Genomic DNA, 17,774 nt, shown 5'->3' on the forward strand with positions numbered 1-17,774 from the left:
GGGGGTTTTCTTCGTGCGGCGCGACCACGGCGCCGACGGCGTCATTGGTGTCAACGCGAAGCGGCCTGCAATGCGATTTCCGCATCGCTCATCGTCAATAGCAGGGGGCAGCGTCCACACAGTTGCGTCTCTCCAGGAATTTCATAACGTACGCAGCACACGCGCCGTGCGCTGAACGGATTCGGCAAACTCGCAGCGCGCGGTTTTACAAGGCGCACCGGCAGACGCAGCGGATTGGCCTCGCCATCGGCAGCGATTGGACCGAACAGCCACGCGATGTCGTCGGTCAGATCGAGCTGCGGCGCGCATTGTTCGAACAGGTAGTCCAGCAGATTGCCCGCGTTGCTCCACAAGACGCGCGGCGCGATTCTGGTCATTGCGCACAGCGTCTCGATCACCGCATTGAGATGCTCAACGAGCGGCGCGTAACGGCGTGACGGGTCGCACTCAACCGGCTGCAATGCGCCGTGCTCGAAATACGCGGCGATAGGCAAGCCGTCGCGCAGCACGATATGGGTTTTATCCGGCGACATCGCAAGCGGCCGGCGCAGCAATGCTGCCGCAACGAATCCAGCCGTCGCCGCAAAACCGAAGTAGTACTTGGTCCATTGCGACAACAACGCGCGTGCATGCGTTTCGCGCTCGCCGCCGTAGAGCGTGACCATCGCATCGAGCAATTCGGCGCGATGCTCCACCAGTTCGCTGACGCGGGCCACCTTCAGCGAGCCGGCGTGATCGTTAGCCGACGCGGGCTCCTCACTCGCGTTTGGCGTGCCGAGCCATACATGCTCGAGATAATGCGCGATCGACTCCGGCGCGAAGCCTGCGAAGCACTGCGCGCGCTTGTCGTGATCAGGTTGCCGCATCACCGTTTGCCCCGCTTCTCGCGCCGAGCCTCCACGATCAGCAGCGCAAGCAGATAAGGCGCGCCGATCAGCGCAGTCAATACGCCGGCGGGAATTTCGCGCGGCGCCAGCAGCGTGCGCGCCGCGATATCGGCCACGACCAGCACCAGCGCCCCACACGCCGCCGCGAGCCACAAGCGCGTGCGATGAGCCCGCGCGCCGAGCATCGACGCCAGATGCGGCGCCATCAAACCGATAAAGCCCACCGGTCCCACCGCGGCCACCGCCGCGCACGCAGCCAGCGTCGCGACGGTCAGAACCAGCGGACGCAGCACGCCGATCGGCAAGCCCAGCGACGCGGCCTGGTCGTCGCCCAATGCAAGCAGATCGAGCGGCCGCGCGAGCAGCGCGAACACCGGCAGGGCCAGCACGCACCACGGCAGCAGCGTCGTCACTTCGCCCCAACTGCGTCCATACGTGCCGCCGACCAGCCACACGACGAAGCGCGCCGGCTGCACGCTTTGCTGCGTGATGAGCCATTGCGACAGCGTCGTCCACAGCGTTCCGATCACGATGCCCGTGAGCGCGACCGCGAGCGGCGCATAGCGATGCCGGCGATTCAGCAAGAGCGTCAAGGCCAGCGTGACGCCGCCACCCGCGAGCGAAGCGGCGGCCAGCGTCGAATTTGCGGCAAGCGGCCACATCACGAGCGCCGCGAGCGTCGCGAGGCCTGCGCCTTGCGTCACGCCCAGCACTTCAGGTCCGGCCAGCGGATTGCGCACGATGCTTTGCATCAGCACCCCGCTCGCGGCAAGCAACGCGCCCGCCAGCAATGCGCAGATGAGGCGCGGCAAACGCAGATCGAGCAACATCCTCGCGAGCTCGTCGCGGTGATCGAACGCAGCGAGCCAGCGCGGCACGCCGATCGTCGTGGGGCCGAACGATGCGCCCGCGCACACGAGCACGATGCCGAGCAGCACCAGCACGCTTGCGGTCAGCGGCCACGGCCACGCATCGACCATGCGCACAAAGCGCGTACCCGCGCGCACGACGGCACGCTCCTGACCGGCATGCAGTGCGCCCGACCACGCGGCGCCGCTGCGGATCATCGCGAGCATCAACGGTGTGCCGACGAAGGCAATCGCCACGCCGGTCGAGAGGGTCGCATCAAGATCGAGCGCCTGCACGGCGCTGTCGGTGACGAGCACCAGCGCGCCGCCCACCAATGCGGACAAGGGCACGAGCGCGGCGAGCCGTGACGATTTCGCGCCGCGCATCTGACGCAGCAGATTGGGTGCGATCAGGCCGACATACGAGAGCGGTCCCGCGACACTCACCGCGACGCTAGCGAAGCCCACCGCCACCAGCATCGCCGCTAGCCGCGTCGCGTCCACGCGAACGCCGGCCGCCGCTGCCGCGTCATCGCCGAGGGCGAGCGGATCGAGTGGACGAATCACGAAGGGCAAGGCAATCAGCGGCAGCACGAGCCACGACGCGGCGATCTTCAAACCCGTCGCGCCAGGTTGATAAAGACTGCCGCTCGCCCACAACGACACGCCGACGATGCTCTGCTCGAAGAACGCGAGAATCAGCGTGGTCAGCGCGGAGAACAACAGCATGCACACGCTGCCGGCGAGCACGAGCCGCAACGGCGTCGCGCGCCAGCCGCCTGCCGCCGCGGCCACGCACACGGCGGCGCCGAGACCGCACACGAACAGCAGCGGCACGGACGCCACGCCGGCCAGCGACGGCACCAGCATCGCCGCGAGCAAGCCCAGTTGCGCGCCACCGGTGATGCCGAGCAGATCAGGCGAAGCCAAAGGGTTGCGCGTGAGCGATTGAAACAGTGTGCCGGCCACCGCGAGGCAGCCGCCCGCCACCAACGCCGCCAGAATGCGCGGCACGTTCAGGTCGAACAACAGGATGCCGGCGAGTTGCGCGGCGTCGCTGCCCGTGGGCGCGGCAAGCCAGGTGCGAAAACCGGGCGCAAGCCGCATCGCGGCCACGACGACGATCAACGCAATGAGCGCGGCGCCGATGGTCGTGACGCGGCTTTTCACAGGCGCACGATAGCTGTCCATCACCGGCGTGCTACGTCGCAGGCGTTTGCGTGCTGCAAGCGTCGTCATGCGGCGAGGTCCTTGCTCGTGGCTTCTTCGCGAAGCGAAGCCGCATCGCCTTCATACGCCGGCACGCACATCGGCGCGCCCGTTTGCGGGTGCGCGATCTTGAGCATCGGCACGCTGAAGGTCTCATTCAGATGACGCGGGTCGAGCATCGCATCGGGCGAGCCTTGCGCGACGATGCGGCCGGCGCGCATCAACACGATTTCGTCGCTGTAGGCCGCCGCCTGGTTCAGGTCGTGCAGCACCCACACGATCGTGAGGCCGCGCTCGCGATTCAGGCGCCGCAACTCGCGCAGAATGTCCAGTTGATGATGGATGTCGAGATACGTAGTCGGCTCGTCGAGCAACACGATCGGCGCCTGTTGCGCGAGCGCCATCGCGATCCACGCGCGTTGCCGTTCGCCGCCCGAGAGCGCGGCGACGTCGCGCGCGGCGTCGTCGGCGAGACCGCTGGTGGCGAGCGCTTCGTCGATCGCCGCGTGGTCGGCGCGCGAGAGTCCGCGCAGCCAGCCGCCGTGCGCGTAACGTCCGTACGCGACCAGTTCGCGCACGGTGAGGCCGGACGGGATCTGGTTGAACTGCGCGAGCATGGTGAGCGTGCGCGCCAATACGCGTCGCCTGTGCGAAGCGAGCGGTACGCCGTTGACGTCGACGCTGCCGGACAGTGCCGGTTGCAAACCGGCTAGCGTGCGCAGCAGTGTGCTTTTGCCGCAGCCGTTCGGTCCGCACAATGCCGTGGCGCGGCCGGCCGCAATGTTCAGGTTCAGACCGTGCAGCACGACGTGATCGCGGTAGCCGACCGTCAGCGAATGCGCCGCAAGCGCCGCGCCCTGCGATTTCGTCATGGCGCGGCCGTCCGTTTTTCGCCCTCGGCCTCGCTGTAGCTTCGTGCCATCGCGACCACGACCTTGCGCGGCCCTTCGAACGGATCGCGCGCATGCGCGGTCAACATGTTGTCGAGCATCAGCACGTCGCCGGTCAGCCACGGGAACACAATCCGCTGCTGATCGAGCACGCCGCGGATTTCGGCGAGCGCGTCCGCTTCAAGCGGTTCACCGTCGCCGTAATAGACATTGCGCGGCACGTTTTCGAGGCCGACCGAATCGATCAGCGCTTCCTGCATGTCTTCATCGAGCGACGAAAGGTGGAACAGATTCGCCTGGTTGAACCAGACATGTTCACCGGTGCCAGGATGGCGCGCTACCGCCTGGCAGCGCTCACGCGTGCGCAACAGCAGTTCGCCGTCTTCGCTGCCGCGCCACTCGCATGCGATGCCGCGCGCACGGCAAATCTGCTCGACCGTGCGCGGGTCGTCCGAACCGAACGCTTGTTCCCACGGCAGATCTAGCCCTTGCCCGAAGTTGCGCACGTAGAGCAGTTCACGCTTCGTAAAGCGCTGGACCAGCGCCGGATCGAGCGCGCGGTAGATCGCGCGGCTATCGGCGATCGGCGTCGCGCCGCCGGTGCGAGCGGCAAGCGCGCAGTGGAACCAGATACGTAACGGCCATTCACGCGTATACGACTGCTCGTTATGTAAAGGAATCGAGCGATGCGGCGGATATTCCGTCGACGTGTACACCGCGCCTTCCACCTGGTTGCGCGGCGTCGACGCGAACTCATAACCGATCAGCGGATGCCCGAACGAGCCCGCGAAACTTTGGAACGCGTCGATCGAAGCCACGCGAAAACCGGTGAACAGCACGCCGCCCGTGCGTTCGAGCGTGTCGTCGACGATCGCATGCAAGAGCGGCGCCGCTTCCTCCAATGAAATCTCCGCGCCCGCGCGCGGCGAGACGACAGTCGGCAAGCCCGGCTCGATCGATAAATCGGCGAGCGTGGGCAGCGGCATCGAAAGCATGGTCATACTCTGAATCCTTTTGCTGAAGCGGCGTGGCTGGGCGCATGCCCGAGCCCGCCGGATTGCACTGCGCGCGCGTTAGGTCGACGCGTTAGGCCGCCGCGTCCATGTGCCGGCGCAGGCTGGCTGGACGCATGTCGGTCCACACGGTCTCGATGTGCGCGAGGCACTCGGCCTTCTGGCCGCGCACGCCCACTTCGCGCCAGCCGGCCGGCACGTCGCGGAACGTCGGCCAGATCGAGTACTGCTCTTCGTCGTTGATGACGACGGTGTAGACGAGGTCGTCCGCCTCGCCGGCTGCCGCGTTGGAGGTCTGCTGTGCTTGCGTCATGATGAAAGGCTCAGTCGATGAAAAGGTCAGGAAGCGCCTGGACAGACAGCGCACTGGCATGTCCCGGCACGGCGGCGCCGGCATTCGCTCGCGCACCGCTTCTATTCAGTTGACGTTTGACGCGCGCGCTTTTTTACCGCCGGCGCGCGCGGCCGCTGCAGAATGCGGGGCCGGCCACGCCGCGATTGCAGGCGTCGAGGCAATCGGCGCAATGCTTCTCGGCGTCGCGCACCATGAAATGCACCAGCGTCTGCGAGACGTCGAGGGCGCGCGCCGTGCTTTGCAGCGTTTCCTCGCGCAGGCGCACCATTTCGAAGGCGGCGCGGCTGCGCGGCGGCAGCTGCTCGAGCGCGTTGTACACGTGCCGCAGCGTGTCGCGCACGAGCAGCGCCGCTTCCGGCGAAGGTTCCGGCGATGGCACGTGCAGGCCGTCGTCCTCGTCGGCGTGATAGCTGTTTTCGAGGCTCTGGCGGCGAAAGGCATCGATCGACGCATTGCGCACCATGCGCGTCACGTACGCGACCGGTTGACGCACCGCGTCCTGATCCGGAAAGTCGACCAGCTTGATGAAAACGTCGTGCACCACGTCTTCCGCCAGACTCGCGCAACCCACGAAGCCGCGCGCCAGATTGACGAGCATCGGGCGGTTGTCGATCAGCACGTCGAGCAGCGTGCCCTTCTCCCAATCGACCGGACGCGCATGGCTGCGCGCACGCCGCGAAACGGGTGGACAGGCGCTTCCAGCGTTGAGAACCGATATCGGCATCGCTGTTGAAGCCTCTCGCCGGACGAGCACCTCAGCCATAGATTCGCTCCGTTTTCTCAAAAGGACAGGGCGTCAATCTAACGTAAACGCGAATCATTCTCAATCAAGAATTGGAATAACCTTACAATTTCCAATAGCTTTGTCTGATGATTCCAAATGCATAAGGGTGGCCGACCGATGTTTGCCGCTCTGGGTAAGCAGGCGTGAAATTGTATAGGCATCCGTACTATTGACGGCGAAGCGTGTCGCTCGAAACAGCCGTGTAATAGTGGAAATCCGCGTCCTGGTCCCAAGCGATCGCGTTCGGCTCTCTCCCGCTCCGACGCTCGGCGCTATCAAGATGCATCAGAGTCTTCGTGGCGCACCGCTCCACGTGGCCGCGCAGCGCGTCGAGACATTGGAGCAAAATGACCCGAATCTGGTACAACTGATGCCTGCGGCCATGCTCTCGCATCTGTCGAAGCAGGACCGCAAGGCCCTGTCGCCGGTCGTCACGTCGGGTTTCGTCTGCAATAAGCGCGACGTGTTCGATGCGTTGAAGAACGGCGCCGCCGCGGTCTCGACCCGCGACAGCGGGTCATGGAATCTGGACCCTGAAGTTGACGCTAAAACGTTGAAGTACCCATCCTGTTGGAGTGACTGATGGCCAATGCTTACCTGCAGGTGATCGCGCATTATTTCGCCAAGCCCGGCAACGGCGACGCGATCGTGAAGCTCCTTACCGAACTCGCCGCGGCAACCCGAAAAGAGCCGAAAAATCTTTACTACGAATTCTTCCGCTCGCCACTGGAGCCTGACCACTTCGTGATTCTCGAAAAGTACAGCGACGCCGACGGTCTCGCCGATCATCGCGAAACCGAACATTTCCAGCGACTCGGCTTCGGCACCATCATTCCGCTGCTCGACCGGCGCGAAGTCGAAAGCCATATGGTGCCCGGAGACGCGCCATGATGAACGCATTCCGGTTTCAAACGGTGCCGACGCTCGTCGTCGAGTTCGGTGCGGCGCGCCGTCTCGGCGCTTTGTTGCGCGCGCAATTTCCAACGCTGACGCGTCTGTGCGTCGTCACGGATGGTTTTCTGCACACGAGCGGGTTGCTGAATCCGGCGCTCGCCGACCTCGCGGCGCACGGTTGGGACACCACCGTGATTGACGACGTGATCGCCGATCCGCCCGAACACATCGTGCTCGAAGCGACGTCGCGTGCACGGACTGCCGGCGCGGAAATCGTGCTGGGACTCGGCGGCGGCTCGTCGATGGATGTGGCGAAGCTGATCGCCGTGCTCGCGCCGCAGCAACAGCAGGCGCTTAGCGAGATGTACGGCGTCAACAAGATCACGGTAGCGCGTCTGCCGCTCGTGCAGATGCCGACCACCGCGGGCACCGGCTCTGAAGTCACGGCCGTGTCGATCGTGACGGTGGGCGAAGCGAAGAAGATGGGGGTGGTTGCGCCGCAACTGATCGCGGACCTGGCAGTGCTTGACGCTGAACTCACGCTTGGCCTGCCCGTTGCGGCGACCGCGGCGACCGGCGTCGATGCCATGGTGCATGCCATCGAGGCGTACACGTCCGCGCATCTGAAGAATCCGGTCTCCGACATGCTTGCGGTGAAGGCGCTCGACCTGTTGTCGCGCAATCTGCTGCCCGCCTGCGAAAACGGCCGGAATCGCGACGCGCGAGAAGCGATGCTGCTCGGCGCAACCTTCGCGGGCCAGGCGTTTGCGAATTCACCAGTTGCCGCGGTGCATGCGCTCGCGTATCCGATCGGCGGCATTTATCACGTGCCGCATGGTCTCTCGAACGCGCTCGTGTTGCCGCATGTGTTGCGCTTCAACGCGGAAGCGGCGGCGCCGTTGTACGCGGAACTCGCCGAGGTGGTCGTGCCGGGTTTGACCGGCAGTGATGAAAGCAAGACGCAAGCGTTGATCGAACGGCTCGAACAGATGATTGCCGCGACGGCGATTCCGGCGCGTCTGCGTGATGTCGGCATCGAACAAAGCGGGCTCGAGCGGATGGCGAGCGACGCGATGTTGCAGACGCGGTTGCTGGTGAATAACCCGCGGCCGGTTAGCGAGGCGGATGCGCTGGCGATTTATACGTCTGCGTTTTGAGGCTGGTTTGCGTTGTGCTGCGCTGTTGGTGGTGAGGTGACAAACCAGCAGATCATGCAGCGCAACAAGCGCACCTCAGACTGAACAAACCGCGCGACGACCCGGCTTGTGTCGGGTTTTCCTTGCGTCGATGAGCGTCGGAAACCTTGACCGACGAATTGTGAGTTTGTAGGATGATGACCGCCGCTTTCGGACAAACACCACCTAACAGGCTCTGTCCACGCGCGACATAAGAACCAAAGCGACTACTCAATGGCGAGGTCATCGGGGTTATGGCATGACAATGGATGAAGACATCGCGCACGTGGCGCGTGTGATGGTGCCGTCACTGAGCGCATTTCGCGGTGAGCCCGTGCTACAGCCGGCATATTGGCGAAGACGCCTGCATCGCATACAGAACGAATTCCGGTTGACCGAAACGCAAGCCTCGCAGATCCAGCATTTGCTTAGGGATCTGGATAGCTTTGAGGCGAAAAATGGCGCGAAGAAAAAGCCGATCGGCACTCAGATTCGGGCGCCTTGGATACCGCGGTAATGAAGTGCGTGTGCTAACGGGCACGCTTAGCGCTTTTCCCACCTAACGATGCAGAATTGATCCGCTGTCCAACTGATCAATTGCACAACCGTGCGACGTTCTCGCATCAGACTTTACCGCTCATGCGGTCCATCACCGCCAGCAGATCGGCGAGCGACTGTTTGCATTCCGTTGCATTCGGCGTGTTGGCGCGCAAGGCGCTCAACGCGCGATCAATTGATTTGTCGACCGTATGCCAATCCGTAGCTGCGCGTGGCTTCAGCGACGGCTCGGCGTCGTCCCATGCGAGCTCGAGATCCTTGATGCGCGCCTTACCACCCGCCAGATCGCCTTTCTCGACCAGCGCTGCGGTGTCCGCTGCGATCTTGCGGAACGGTGCGAGATCGCCGAGCTTCGACACTTTGGCCGGCTCCGCGGCTTCGGCTGACAATAGACTCATACGGCCTGCATCGACATGACCAAAGCTGATCGCGGAGAGTGCGATAAACGAAGCGATAGCGGCTTTGCCAAGAGCGCGTTGATTCATGATGGTGATCTTCCGTTGGATTCGGTACGGGATTGAAAGGGACTACGTGGCAACTCGACGAGCGGCACACGCTCAAGGTTCATGTGCCGCGCTCGGGCGCACCGTACGCTGTTCGGCCACACTGGCGACAATCACCAGCACGACAATTGCGCTTAGGAATAGCGCGCTCGTGTTGATGGTGCCGAGGCCGAAGCCGCCGTACGCGCGCGACTGCGACAGCATGTCGCCGAGCGAGGCGCCCAGTGGCCGCGTCAGAATGTAGGCCAGCCAGAATGTCAGTACCGGATTACCGCCGGCGTAATAGATCGAACTCACCAGAACAATCAGCGCGCCGAACGCCACCACACCGATCACGAAGCCGAGCCCCAGCGCTTCGGTCGCGAGATCGCCGGCCGCCGTGCCCAACGCGAACGTGACCAACACCGCGGCCCAATAGAAAAGCTCTCTGCGTGTCGTATAAATGGTGTGAATCGAGAGTGTGCGTTCGCTGCGATACCAGAGCGCGAAAACCAAAGCGAGCGCCAGGCCGAATACGATCGTGCTGACATAAAGACTGACACCGAGCTTGTCGGTCAGTGCGTCGGTAATCTGCGTGCCGACCACACTGACCAGAACCACGGTCAGCCAATAGATCCACGGCACATATTTGTTCATACGGAGTTGCATGGCCAGCGCGGCGAGCAGTAGCACAGCCATAATCGCGTCCGTCAGCGCGGTGCCAAGACCCATGTGAACGGCCAGATAATCTGCCCCGGTCTCGCCGACCGTGGTCGCGAGAATCTTGATCGCCCAGAAAATGAGCGTAGCCTCCGGCACTTTGTTGTTCGCCAGAACAACCCGATAGTTCGACGTTTCCATCACGCTGGTTCTCCATTTTTATGAGCAAGGGGTTCGACGTTTCGAACACGAGCGCGCCTATTCAGCCAGTACGCCGAATATGCAATGGAGAACCTTATGGAAACCTTACGTGAGAGGCCAATCCTGCCCATATATGCAGCCGATGAAGATTCGTTTTCACCGACACCTTTCCTAACCTGCCTGCGGGCTTTAACCCGTCTGGGATTGCTCTGCCGCGGCCCGCGGAAACGACACGCTGATGTGCACGCCTTTGCCGCCCTCGCCCGGCTTCAGCGTGATTTCGCCGTGATGGGCGTCCGCGATTTCACGCACGATGGCGAGGCCCAAACCGGTGCCCTCCGTGTCCGCCGACGCCCGGAAGAACGGCTCGAACACCCGGCTGCGCGACTCGGCCGGAATGCCGGGACCGTCGTCCAGCACGCTCACGTTGACGGTATCGGCTGTGGCGTTCACGCCCACCGTAACGTGCCCGCCACTGCCGGTATAGCGGATCGCATTCTCCGCGAGGTTCGCAATCAACGCCTGAAGCAGCCCGCGATGCCCCGCCACTGGTGCAACGCCCTGCAGTTCGGCGCCTAAATCGATGCCTCTGGCCTGGGCGAGCAACGCGAGGTCTTCCACGACCTCCAAGGCGAGCGGCACCAGATCCACCGTTTCCATGGCCAGTTGCGTGTTGTCCGCGGCCTCCGCTTGCGCGAGCAGAAGCAGCTTGTTCGTGAGGCCCACCATCGAACGGTTACTACGATGCATGGCGGCCAGTGCCTCGTCGAGCGCGGGCTTCAAGCCGTCCTGTTGACGCGCGAATTGCAATTGCGTGCCGAGCAATGTAAGCGGCGTGCGCAACTGGTGCGCGGCGTCGGCGATAAAGCGGCGTTGCGCAGCCACCTGCACGCCGAGCCGCGCGATGCACTGATTGATCGCTTCCACGATCGGCCGCAACTCGGTATGCAGACGTTCGACACGAATCGGCTCGAGTTGCATCGGATCGCGGTCCGTCACATCCTCTTTCACTTTCATCAGCGGACGCAACTCGAAAGTCAGGCCGATGCATACCAGCGCGACCGCCAACACGATCATTTCGATCTGCCTCACGAGCTGCGGTTGCCACAACTGCTGGGCCATGGCGTCGCGCGAACGCACGGTTTTACCGACCGTCACACGCACGCGGCGTGTCGCGCCGTTGTCGTACATGAGGCGCACGAGGCCGACCGCCCGTACATTGTGGCCTTGCAAATGGGAGTCGTAATGATCCGGCGTATCCGGCGCTTGCTGCGGACGCGTCGGGAAATCGGGAGTACCGGCGAGCAGGCGTCCGTCGTCAACGCTCACGCTGTAGAACACCTGATCGCGATAGGGCGACACGAATACTTCGAGCGCGGCGGGCGGCACATCCACACGCAGGAAGCCATCCACCCATTCCACTTCGCCGGCGATCATGCGCGCCGATGAGATCAGCTGATTGTCCTGCACCAGATCCGCCGTACGCCGCGCGTTGTCGTATTCGGCCTTGCCGGTCACGAATACGTACAACGCGAGTGGCACCAGCAGCCACCACAGCAAGCGCATGCGCAGACTATTGGTCATCTTCTTTCTTGCGCAGCAGATAGCCTAGCCCGCGCAGCGTGACGATCGCCGCCGAACTGCCGTCGAGTTTCTTGCGCAGACGCGAGATATAGATTTCGACGGCGTCTTCACTCGGCTCGTCGGCGAGCGTGAAGATCGCGTCGACCAGCGCCGGCTTCGTCACGGTTTTGCCCAGACGCAGGATCAGCGTTTCGAGCACCGAGCGCTCGCGCGGCGTGACGTTCAGCGGCGCGCCCTTCAGCGTGAACTGGCGCGTGTCGATGTCGAACGCGAGATCGCCGCACACCACTTCGCTTGCCTTCGAGGGCGACTGCCGGCGGATCGCCACCTTGATCCGCGCGATCAACTCGCGCACTTCGAACGGCTTGACCAGATAATCGTCCGCGCCGGCGCCGAGCAGTTCCACCTTTTCGTCGATCGAGCCGCTCGCCGTCAGAATCAGCACCGGCGTCGCGTCGCCGCGCTGGCGCAGACGCCGCAGCACGTTCTTGCCCGACAGCTTGGGCAGGTTCAGGTCGAGCAGGATCACGTCGTAGTGATTGGTGCGCAACAGCTGGTCGGCCGCGTCGCCGTCCTGCACGGCATCGAGTGCGAACGCCTCCTGCTCCAGCATCTTCGCGAGCCAGTGAGCCAGCGTGGGGTTGTCTTCGATGAGCAGCAGCTTCATGGCGGGAACGGCAAAAGTCAGGCCGTCGATTGTGCCGTAAAACAAAGCGCTTGCGCGCGTCCTATGTGGTTTGCAGCATACGTTGCCGTGTTTGGGACGAGGTTGCGGCGGGGTTGCGGCGAGCTTGCGGGTTAACACCCATGATTTGCACTCGGTCCAGAAAGCTGGCAGAAGGTTTCAAATTTCTATAATCGCCGTCATTCACCCAGAAAGCGCCGCGCGCAACACCCAGCGGCGACCAAACCAAAGGAGACTGCCTCATGCGTACCTTGCGCCAGATTGCCGCCGTGTCAGGTGTTGCGTTCACCCTTGCCGCCGCTTCGGCCGCCGCTCATGCGGAAAAACTCACGATCATGGTCGGCGGTGCCACCAAGATCATCTATCTGCCCGCCAAGCTCACGGAGCAACTCGGCTACTTCAAGGACGAAGGCCTCGACGTCGAAATCCTCTCGCAACCGGCCGGCGTCGACGCGGAAAACGAACTGCTGGCGGGCGCGGTGCAAGGCGTGGTGGGCTTCTACGATCACACCATCGACCTGCAGAGCAAGGGCAAGGAAATCCAGGCGCTGGTGATCTTCGGCCAGGTGCCGGGCGAAGTGGAAATGGTCTCCACCAAGGCCGCGGACAGCTTCAAGAGCATGGCCGATTCGAAGGGCAAGACGCTCGGCGTGACCGGGCTCGGCTCGTCGACCAGCTTCCTCACGCAATACCTCGCGCAACGTGCGGGTGTGCCGTCCACACAGTACACGCTGCTGCCGGTGGGCGCGGACAACAGCTTTATCGCGGCCATCAAGCAGAGCCGTATCGACGCGGGCATGACGACTGAGCCGACCGTCTCGCAGTTGCTGAAGACCGGCGACGCCAAGGTGCTGGTCGACATGCGCACGCTCGAAGGCACGCGCGCCGCGCTCGGCGGCACGTATCCGGCGTCGAGCTTCTACGTGCAGCGCGCGTGGGCGGAGTCGCACAAGGACGACGCCGCGAGGCTCTCGCACGCTTTCGCGAAGACGCTGAACTTCATCGCCACGCATAGCGCGGAAGAGATCGCCGCGAAGATGCCGAAGGACTACTACGGCAACAACAAAGACCTGTACGTCGGCGCGCTGAAGGCGTCGCTGCCGATGTTCACGAAGGACGGCAAGATGCCACCCGACGGCCCGGAAACCGTGCTGAAAGTGCTGTCGGCGTTCAATCCTTCGGTGAAGGGTAAGCATATCGACCTCGCCAAGACCTACACCAACGACTACGTGTCGGCACCGGTCAAAACCGCGGCGAAGTAACGCCCTTTCAACATCACGAGAACAGCGAGGCACCAGCCGATGAATCAACCCCTGTCACGCGATACGCCAGCGATCGAGATGCGCAACGTATCGTGCCGTTTCATTTCTCCTGATGGCAAGGCGACGATCGCGTTGCGCGACTTCAGCATGTCGGTGGCGCGCGGCGAATTCGTCGCGGTGGTCGGCCCGACGGGTTGCGGCAAGTCCACCACACTCAGCATGATTACCGGCTTGCTGAAGCCCACCACCGGCGAAGTGCGTGTGATGGGCGCGCCGGTGGACGGCATCGATCCGCGTATCGGTTTCGTGTTTCAGGCCGACGCCGTGTTCCCGTGGCGCTCGGTGCTCGACAACGTGGCGGCAGGTCCGCTGTATCGCGGCCGTTCGAAATCCGCCGCGTACGACGAAGCCAACGAATGGCTGCGCCGCGTGGGCCTCGACAAGTTCGGCAAGCATTATCCGCATCAACTGTCCGGCGGTATGAGAAAGCGCGTGGCGCTCGCGCAGACCTTCATCAATAAACCGGAAATCCTGCTGATGGACGAGCCGTTCTCGGCGCTCGACATGCAAACCCGCACGCTGATGCAGGACGAACTGCTGCAACTGTGGGCCGGTGTCGGCTCGGTGGTGTTCGTCACGCACGATCTGGAAGAAGCGATTGCGCTCGCCGACCGCGTATTCGTACTCACCGCGCGCCCGGCGACGCTGAAGAAAGTGTACGAGATCGATCTGCCGCGCCCGCGCGTCACGTCGGAAGTGCGCTACGACCCGCGTTTCATCGAAATCTCGCGCGACATCTGGCACGACCTGCGCGAAGAAGTGCAGATCGGTTAATCAAGGAACGGCAAACATGTCTACTACCCCTCAACAGATGATGCCCCGCTCGGGCATCGACGCCGCATCGCTTGCGCAAGTCGAGCGTGTGGCGCAAAAACGCATCCGGCAGCGTCACGCGCTGGTGATCACGCTGCGTATCGTGGTGCTGGTGGTCGTGCTCGGCGGATGGGAATTGTCCGCGCGTCTGAAGTGGATCGACCCGTTCTTCTTCTCGATGCCAAGCGCGATTTTCGAACAGATCATCGACTGGTTCTTGAACGGCACGTCGCAAGGTCCGCTGCTCACCCAGGTGTGGGTCACGCTCGAAGAAACCGGACTCGGCTTCATTATCGGTTCGGTCGCCGGCGTGTTTTGCGGCATCCTGCTCGGTCGCAACAAACTGCTCTCGGATGTCTTCAGTCTCTACATCAAGATTGCCAACTCGATTCCGCGCGTGGTGCTTGGTTCGGTGTTCGTGATTGCGCTGGGTTTGGGCATGGCGTCGAAGGTGGCGCTGGCGGTGGTGATGGTGTTCTTCGTCGTGTTCGCCAACGCGTTCCAGGGCGTGCGTGAAGCGGATCGCTACATGATCGCAAATGCGCAGATTCTCGGCGCGTCGCGCCGTCAGGTGACGACCTCGGTGGTGATTCCGTCGGCGTTGAGCTGGATCCTTGCGAGCCTGCACGTGAGCTTCGGTTTTGCTCTGGTCGGCGCGGTGGTCGGCGAGTTCCTCGGCTCGAAGCAAGGTATTGGTCTGCTGATCTCCACTGCGCAAGGCGCGTTCAACGCAAGTGGTGTGTTCGCGGCGATGATTGTGTTGGCCGTGGTCGCACTGGCAGCGGATTATCTGTTGACTGCGGTCGAACAGCGCTTGTTGAAGTGGCGGCCGGCTGCGGTTTAAGTGAGCTACATTAGCCGTGTAGAAGGCCGAGTTAAAAAGAATGCCGTTCAGTCTCGGGCTGAACGGCATTCTTCTTTTTGTGCTAAATGAAAGATGGAAGTAAGGCTAAATTAACCTGATCGGATTTTTTGAAGCAAAGAGCCATATATGCATTCAGGATGGCTGATTAACGCTTGAATTTTCACGCGACCTACCCGTCTCCTTCACATGGTGGAGGCAAGACCGGCTCTCTGAGCCGCCGCCGAACAACAAAGCCTCAGCGCGCACCTTTCCTTGCTAGACGAAGCACTTCGATAACGCACCTCTCTGGTGCGCTGCGCGGAATTCGACAAGGAAGCCGGTGACCGTCTCCGCCCTGTGTCCCGTCAGGTTGTCCGGCATGTGTCGCGGACAATTCCGGCGGAACTTTCGCAATGAGGTGTCGCAAGGGCGACGCCGAGGGTTTGAAGGAGAGGGACATGAAGAAGGCTCTGATCATCGCAGGCGGACTGCTTTGCGCGTTCGCATGGCAAGCGCACGCTCAGGACGCCAGTACGGAAAATACAGCGCAAGCTCAACCGACAGCAGCCGACGCAGTGGGTGGGCAACCCTCCACCACTTCGATGTCCGGTGGCCCTGCAAAAGCACAGGGACTGACGCGTGCGGATGTCTACCAGCAACTCATTCAATCGCAGAAAAATGGCGAGGCGGCGCGCCTGCAAGATCTGTTCAAAGGAGGCAACTGAACGACGCCGTGGTATTGGAGCCGACCGCATAGCCGAATAGCTCGCCTCCGGCTTCGCTGCACGAATGACGCCGTATTTTCCCCGTCGCGCGACAGGACGAAGTGAATACGGCGCCTAATCGAAGCATCCCTTTCTCCCCTCTCCGCAAACTCCCCACCTGTCTCCCGCCAGCAAACTTGCGATCGGCATTCGTTGGCCCGCGCGCAACACATTTCCGCCCTCCCAGTCGCCGCAATAGCGTATAGGCCCGCTGCATAAGGCACTGTGCGCAATGGCACGGTCAATGCGTAACAACCGTCACCCAGTCGTGCATTCACCAACATCGGCTGAAATCGAGGTGCGTCATGTCGAGTGTGCAGAGTCAACGTCGACCAATGAATTGGCGAAGCCGGTCTTTTTCCGCGGCAAGCGGTTCGACGCATCGCGCGGGAAATCGCCACTTTTCAGCCGGACTCGTGCCGTTCGGGTTGCGGACCGCAGGTTTCATCGGTCGAGGCCCGAAACAATTGTGGCCGTACGTTTTGCCGTGGGTTTTCGCGGTGCTCACCATCGGTTTTTTCTGCCTCGTCGTGCGTGGCGTGCTCACGCGGCAACTGCTGGTGCCACCTGTCGAGACGCCGCAGTCGCTGGTGGAACGCGGCTACACGTCGAACTTTCTCGCGGAACGCATCATGTCTTCGATGCGGGCGATCGGCCAGGACGCCGAGTCGATTCCTCACGACACCATGACGGACAACGACGCACAACCGGACATTCAGATCCCCGGTCAGGAGATGTCGTATGCGACCACCGTGCGCTTCATCAAAGGCGTCATCAAACGCACGGATGTCATGGTTCATGTCGGCATCACGAAGGTCAACGACAGCGCGGATTCCTATGTAGCGCACGTGCAGATTGAAGGCGGCCCCTTCAATTCCCGCGAAAGCACGGTGCCTTTTGAAGGACGCGATCTGGAGAAGTTCGTGCACGACATTGCGGTCAAAGCCATGCGTCTTGCCGAGCCGAATATTCTCGCCAGTCATCTCTATTCGCAAGTCCAGAGAACCAAGTGTTCGCTCGCGCAATGCGACTACGGCGAGGTCGTTTCGATCTACGACGAAGTGCTGGCACTGCCCGCCTCCGAGCAAGGCGAATGGGCGCTCGCCGGCAAAGCGTGGCTGCTTGCCAATCAGGGGCTATCCAAAGAGGCCGAACAGCAGACTCGCGAAGCACTGACCGTGTACAAGCATTCGGCGGTGCTGCACGCAAGCCTTGGCATCGCACTCGAACAGCAGCATCGCATCGATGACGCGCTCGAAGCGTTGCGAGCTGGCGCCAGCGAGAAATCGAAGACGGCCGAAAATCTGCGTCTTCTCGGCGACGTGCTGTTGCATGCGAGTCGCTATGCCGAAGCACTCGATGCATTCAAGCAGGCGGACAGAATGAAGCCGGACTCCGTCGACAACCTGCACGATTGGGGCGAAGCGCTCGTCACCGTCGGCCGCTATGACGAAGCGATCGAAAAACTCTCGCGTGCCGTCGCGCTGCGCCCCGATCTGGCGCCCTCTTACGCGGAATGGGGCCGGGCACTGGATCGCAAAGGCGATCTGCCCGGCGCCTCGCGCAAATATGCGCAAGCGTTGCAACTCGATGCAGGGACTTTGTCAGCGCGGGAAAGTCATCTGGCGCGGCTTGCCCGAGCGGCGCAGGGGGGCAATCGCCCGGACGCATCGAAACCCAATGGCGGAGTCAGACCTGTTGCGAACCCGCCCGCCTCGCTTTCGTTGCAAACCGCATAACGAACACCCAGCTGCACCGAGTGGCACGCAATGCAGATGGATGGATCCCGCAGCACCTAACCGTTGC

The 17,774-nt window shown here is 62.6% G+C and carries 18 protein-coding genes and 1 pseudogene; 9 read left to right on the forward strand and 10 right to left on the reverse strand.

The genetic code is table 11. The features are described from left to right. Positions 1-50: 50 nt before the first annotated feature. The 6 genes from fhuF to P0D96_RS16130 form a co-directional block, all read right to left on the reverse strand. Positions 51-866, reverse strand: coding sequence for a siderophore-iron reductase FhuF (gene fhuF, locus P0D96_RS16105; protein WP_408314282.1), 816 nt, complete (start codon positions 864-866; stop codon positions 51-53). Then, the gene (fhuB, locus tag P0D96_RS16110) at positions 866-2,974 is read right to left on the reverse strand and encodes a Fe(3+)-hydroxamate ABC transporter permease FhuB (RefSeq protein ID WP_408314284.1); all 2,109 of its coding nucleotides are present in this window, start codon (positions 2,972-2,974) and stop codon (positions 866-868) included. Before fhuB ends, fhuF begins: the two co-directional genes overlap by 1 nt. Further along, positions 2,971-3,816, reverse strand: a complete 846-nt coding sequence (locus tag P0D96_RS16115; protein ID WP_408314286.1) for an ABC transporter ATP-binding protein — start codon at positions 3,814-3,816, stop codon at positions 2,971-2,973. Before P0D96_RS16115 ends, fhuB begins: the two co-directional genes overlap by 4 nt. Then, positions 3,813-4,835 carry a TauD/TfdA family dioxygenase gene (locus P0D96_RS16120; protein WP_408314287.1) on the reverse strand — a complete coding sequence of 341 codons (1,023 nt, stop codon included), beginning with the start codon at positions 4,833-4,835 and terminating at the stop codon, positions 3,813-3,815. Before P0D96_RS16120 ends, P0D96_RS16115 begins: the two co-directional genes overlap by 4 nt. Positions 4,836-4,920: 85 nt before the next feature. Next, positions 4,921-5,160, reverse strand: a complete 240-nt coding sequence (locus P0D96_RS16125) for an MbtH family protein (RefSeq protein ID WP_408314289.1) — start codon at positions 5,158-5,160, stop codon at positions 4,921-4,923. Between the two features lie 133 nt (positions 5,161-5,293). Continuing rightward, the gene (locus P0D96_RS16130; RefSeq protein WP_408314291.1) at positions 5,294-5,965 is read right to left on the reverse strand and encodes an RNA polymerase factor sigma-70; all 672 of its coding nucleotides are present in this window, start codon (positions 5,963-5,965) and stop codon (positions 5,294-5,296) included. Between the two features lie 308 nt (positions 5,966-6,273). On the opposite strand from P0D96_RS16130, the pseudogene P0D96_RS16135 reads away from it, so the two are divergent. From P0D96_RS16135 to P0D96_RS16150, 4 genes and pseudogenes are all read left to right on the forward strand, one after another. Beyond that, a pseudogene (locus P0D96_RS16135) lies at positions 6,274-6,569 on the forward strand (glycerol-3-phosphate responsive antiterminator); the annotation flags it as partial. Further along, a complete protein-coding gene (locus P0D96_RS16140) occupies positions 6,569-6,877 on the forward strand; it encodes a putative quinol monooxygenase (RefSeq protein ID WP_408283897.1) in 309 nt (102 codons plus the stop codon). The pseudogene P0D96_RS16135 and the gene P0D96_RS16140, both read left to right, overlap by 1 nt. After that, positions 6,877-8,037, forward strand: coding sequence for an iron-containing alcohol dehydrogenase (locus tag P0D96_RS16145; protein ID WP_408177469.1), 1,161 nt, complete (start codon positions 6,877-6,879; stop codon positions 8,035-8,037). Before P0D96_RS16140 ends, P0D96_RS16145 begins: the two co-directional genes overlap by 1 nt. 283 nt (positions 8,038-8,320) lie before the next feature. Continuing rightward, the gene (locus tag P0D96_RS16150) at positions 8,321-8,572 is read left to right on the forward strand and encodes a hypothetical protein (RefSeq protein ID WP_342960841.1); all 252 of its coding nucleotides are present in this window, start codon (positions 8,321-8,323) and stop codon (positions 8,570-8,572) included. 106 nt (positions 8,573-8,678) lie between these two features. Here P0D96_RS16150 and P0D96_RS16155 read toward each other — a convergent pair whose 3' ends face one another. The 4 genes from P0D96_RS16155 to P0D96_RS16170 form a co-directional block, all read right to left on the reverse strand. Beyond that, a complete protein-coding gene (locus P0D96_RS16155; protein WP_408314293.1) occupies positions 8,679-9,098 on the reverse strand; it encodes a histidine kinase in 420 nt (139 codons plus the stop codon). Between the two features lie 72 nt (positions 9,099-9,170). Next, positions 9,171-9,956: a COG4705 family protein gene (locus P0D96_RS16160; RefSeq protein ID WP_408177255.1), complete on the reverse strand. Its 786-nt coding sequence runs from the start codon at positions 9,954-9,956 to the stop codon at positions 9,171-9,173. A 189-nt stretch (positions 9,957-10,145) separates the two neighbouring features. Beyond that, on the reverse strand, positions 10,146-11,540 hold the full coding sequence (locus tag P0D96_RS16165; RefSeq protein ID WP_408314296.1) for a sensor histidine kinase: 1,395 nt from the start codon (positions 11,538-11,540) through the stop codon (positions 10,146-10,148). Then, entirely contained in the window at positions 11,530-12,207 is a 678-nt protein-coding gene (locus P0D96_RS16170; RefSeq protein ID WP_011492737.1) for a response regulator, read from the reverse strand. Before P0D96_RS16170 ends, P0D96_RS16165 begins: the two co-directional genes overlap by 11 nt. Positions 12,208-12,467: 260 nt before the next feature. Here P0D96_RS16170 and P0D96_RS16175 point away from each other — a divergent pair, with 260 nt between their 5' ends. The 5 genes from P0D96_RS16175 to P0D96_RS16195 all read left to right on the forward strand — a co-directional run bounded on the left by P0D96_RS16175 (position 12,468) and on the right by P0D96_RS16195 (position 17,707). After that, a complete protein-coding gene (locus P0D96_RS16175) occupies positions 12,468-13,487 on the forward strand; it encodes an ABC transporter substrate-binding protein (protein WP_408283909.1) in 1,020 nt (339 codons plus the stop codon). A gap of 39 nt (positions 13,488-13,526) precedes the next feature. Next, positions 13,527-14,321, forward strand: coding sequence for an ABC transporter ATP-binding protein (locus P0D96_RS16180; RefSeq protein ID WP_408177258.1), 795 nt, complete (start codon positions 13,527-13,529; stop codon positions 14,319-14,321). Between the two features lie 16 nt (positions 14,322-14,337). After that, entirely contained in the window at positions 14,338-15,204 is an 867-nt protein-coding gene (locus P0D96_RS16185; RefSeq protein ID WP_408314297.1) for an ABC transporter permease, read from the forward strand. 458 nt (positions 15,205-15,662) lie between these two features. Further along, positions 15,663-15,929, forward strand: coding sequence for a hypothetical protein (locus tag P0D96_RS16190; RefSeq protein ID WP_132378809.1), 267 nt, complete (start codon positions 15,663-15,665; stop codon positions 15,927-15,929). 344 nt (positions 15,930-16,273) lie between these two features. Further along, entirely contained in the window at positions 16,274-17,707 is a 1,434-nt protein-coding gene (locus P0D96_RS16195; protein WP_408177259.1) for a tetratricopeptide repeat protein, read from the forward strand. The last annotated feature ends 67 nt before the right edge of the window (positions 17,708-17,774 follow it).

Origin of the sequence: Paraburkholderia sp. RL17-347-BIC-D, assembly GCF_046027915.1 — a bacterium.
Taxonomy (GTDB): Bacteria; Pseudomonadota; Gammaproteobacteria; order Burkholderiales; family Burkholderiaceae; genus Paraburkholderia.

Bases quoted from the DNA above. Each gene is read 5' to 3' on its own strand.
- P0D96_RS16175 (WP_408283909.1), top strand. From the start codon at position 12,468: ATGCGTACCTTGCGCCAGATTGCCGCCGTGTCAGGTGTTGCGTTCACC.
- P0D96_RS16165 (WP_408314296.1), bottom strand. From the start codon at position 11,540: ATGACCAATAGTCTGCGCATGCGCTTGCTGTGGTGGCTGCTGGTGCCA.
- P0D96_RS16125 (WP_408314289.1), bottom strand. From the start codon at position 5,160: ATGACGCAAGCACAGCAGACCTCCAACGCGGCAGCCGGCGAGGCGGAC.
- P0D96_RS16180 (WP_408177258.1), top strand. From the start codon at position 13,527: ATGAATCAACCCCTGTCACGCGATACGCCAGCGATCGAGATGCGCAAC.
- fhuF (WP_408314282.1), bottom strand. From the start codon at position 866: ATGCGGCAACCTGATCACGACAAGCGCGCGCAGTGCTTCGCAGGCTTC.
- P0D96_RS16160 (WP_408177255.1), bottom strand. From the start codon at position 9,956: ATGGAAACGTCGAACTATCGGGTTGTTCTGGCGAACAACAAAGTGCCG.
- P0D96_RS16195 (WP_408177259.1), top strand. From the start codon at position 16,274: ATGTCGAGTGTGCAGAGTCAACGTCGACCAATGAATTGGCGAAGCCGG.
- P0D96_RS16145 (WP_408177469.1), top strand. From the start codon at position 6,877: ATGAACGCATTCCGGTTTCAAACGGTGCCGACGCTCGTCGTCGAGTTC.
- P0D96_RS16155 (WP_408314293.1), bottom strand. From the start codon at position 9,098: ATGAATCAACGCGCTCTTGGCAAAGCCGCTATCGCTTCGTTTATCGCA.
- P0D96_RS16140 (WP_408283897.1), top strand. From the start codon at position 6,569: ATGGCCAATGCTTACCTGCAGGTGATCGCGCATTATTTCGCCAAGCCC.
- P0D96_RS16130 (WP_408314291.1), bottom strand. From the start codon at position 5,965: ATGGCTGAGGTGCTCGTCCGGCGAGAGGCTTCAACAGCGATGCCGATA.
- fhuB (WP_408314284.1), bottom strand. From the start codon at position 2,974: ATGACGACGCTTGCAGCACGCAAACGCCTGCGACGTAGCACGCCGGTG.
- P0D96_RS16190 (WP_132378809.1), top strand. From the start codon at position 15,663: ATGAAGAAGGCTCTGATCATCGCAGGCGGACTGCTTTGCGCGTTCGCA.
- P0D96_RS16185 (WP_408314297.1), top strand. From the start codon at position 14,338: ATGTCTACTACCCCTCAACAGATGATGCCCCGCTCGGGCATCGACGCC.
- P0D96_RS16115 (WP_408314286.1), bottom strand. From the start codon at position 3,816: ATGACGAAATCGCAGGGCGCGGCGCTTGCGGCGCATTCGCTGACGGTC.
- P0D96_RS16170 (WP_011492737.1), bottom strand. From the start codon at position 12,207: ATGAAGCTGCTGCTCATCGAAGACAACCCCACGCTGGCTCACTGGCTC.
- P0D96_RS16120 (WP_408314287.1), bottom strand. From the start codon at position 4,835: ATGACCATGCTTTCGATGCCGCTGCCCACGCTCGCCGATTTATCGATC.
- P0D96_RS16150 (WP_342960841.1), top strand. From the start codon at position 8,321: ATGGATGAAGACATCGCGCACGTGGCGCGTGTGATGGTGCCGTCACTG.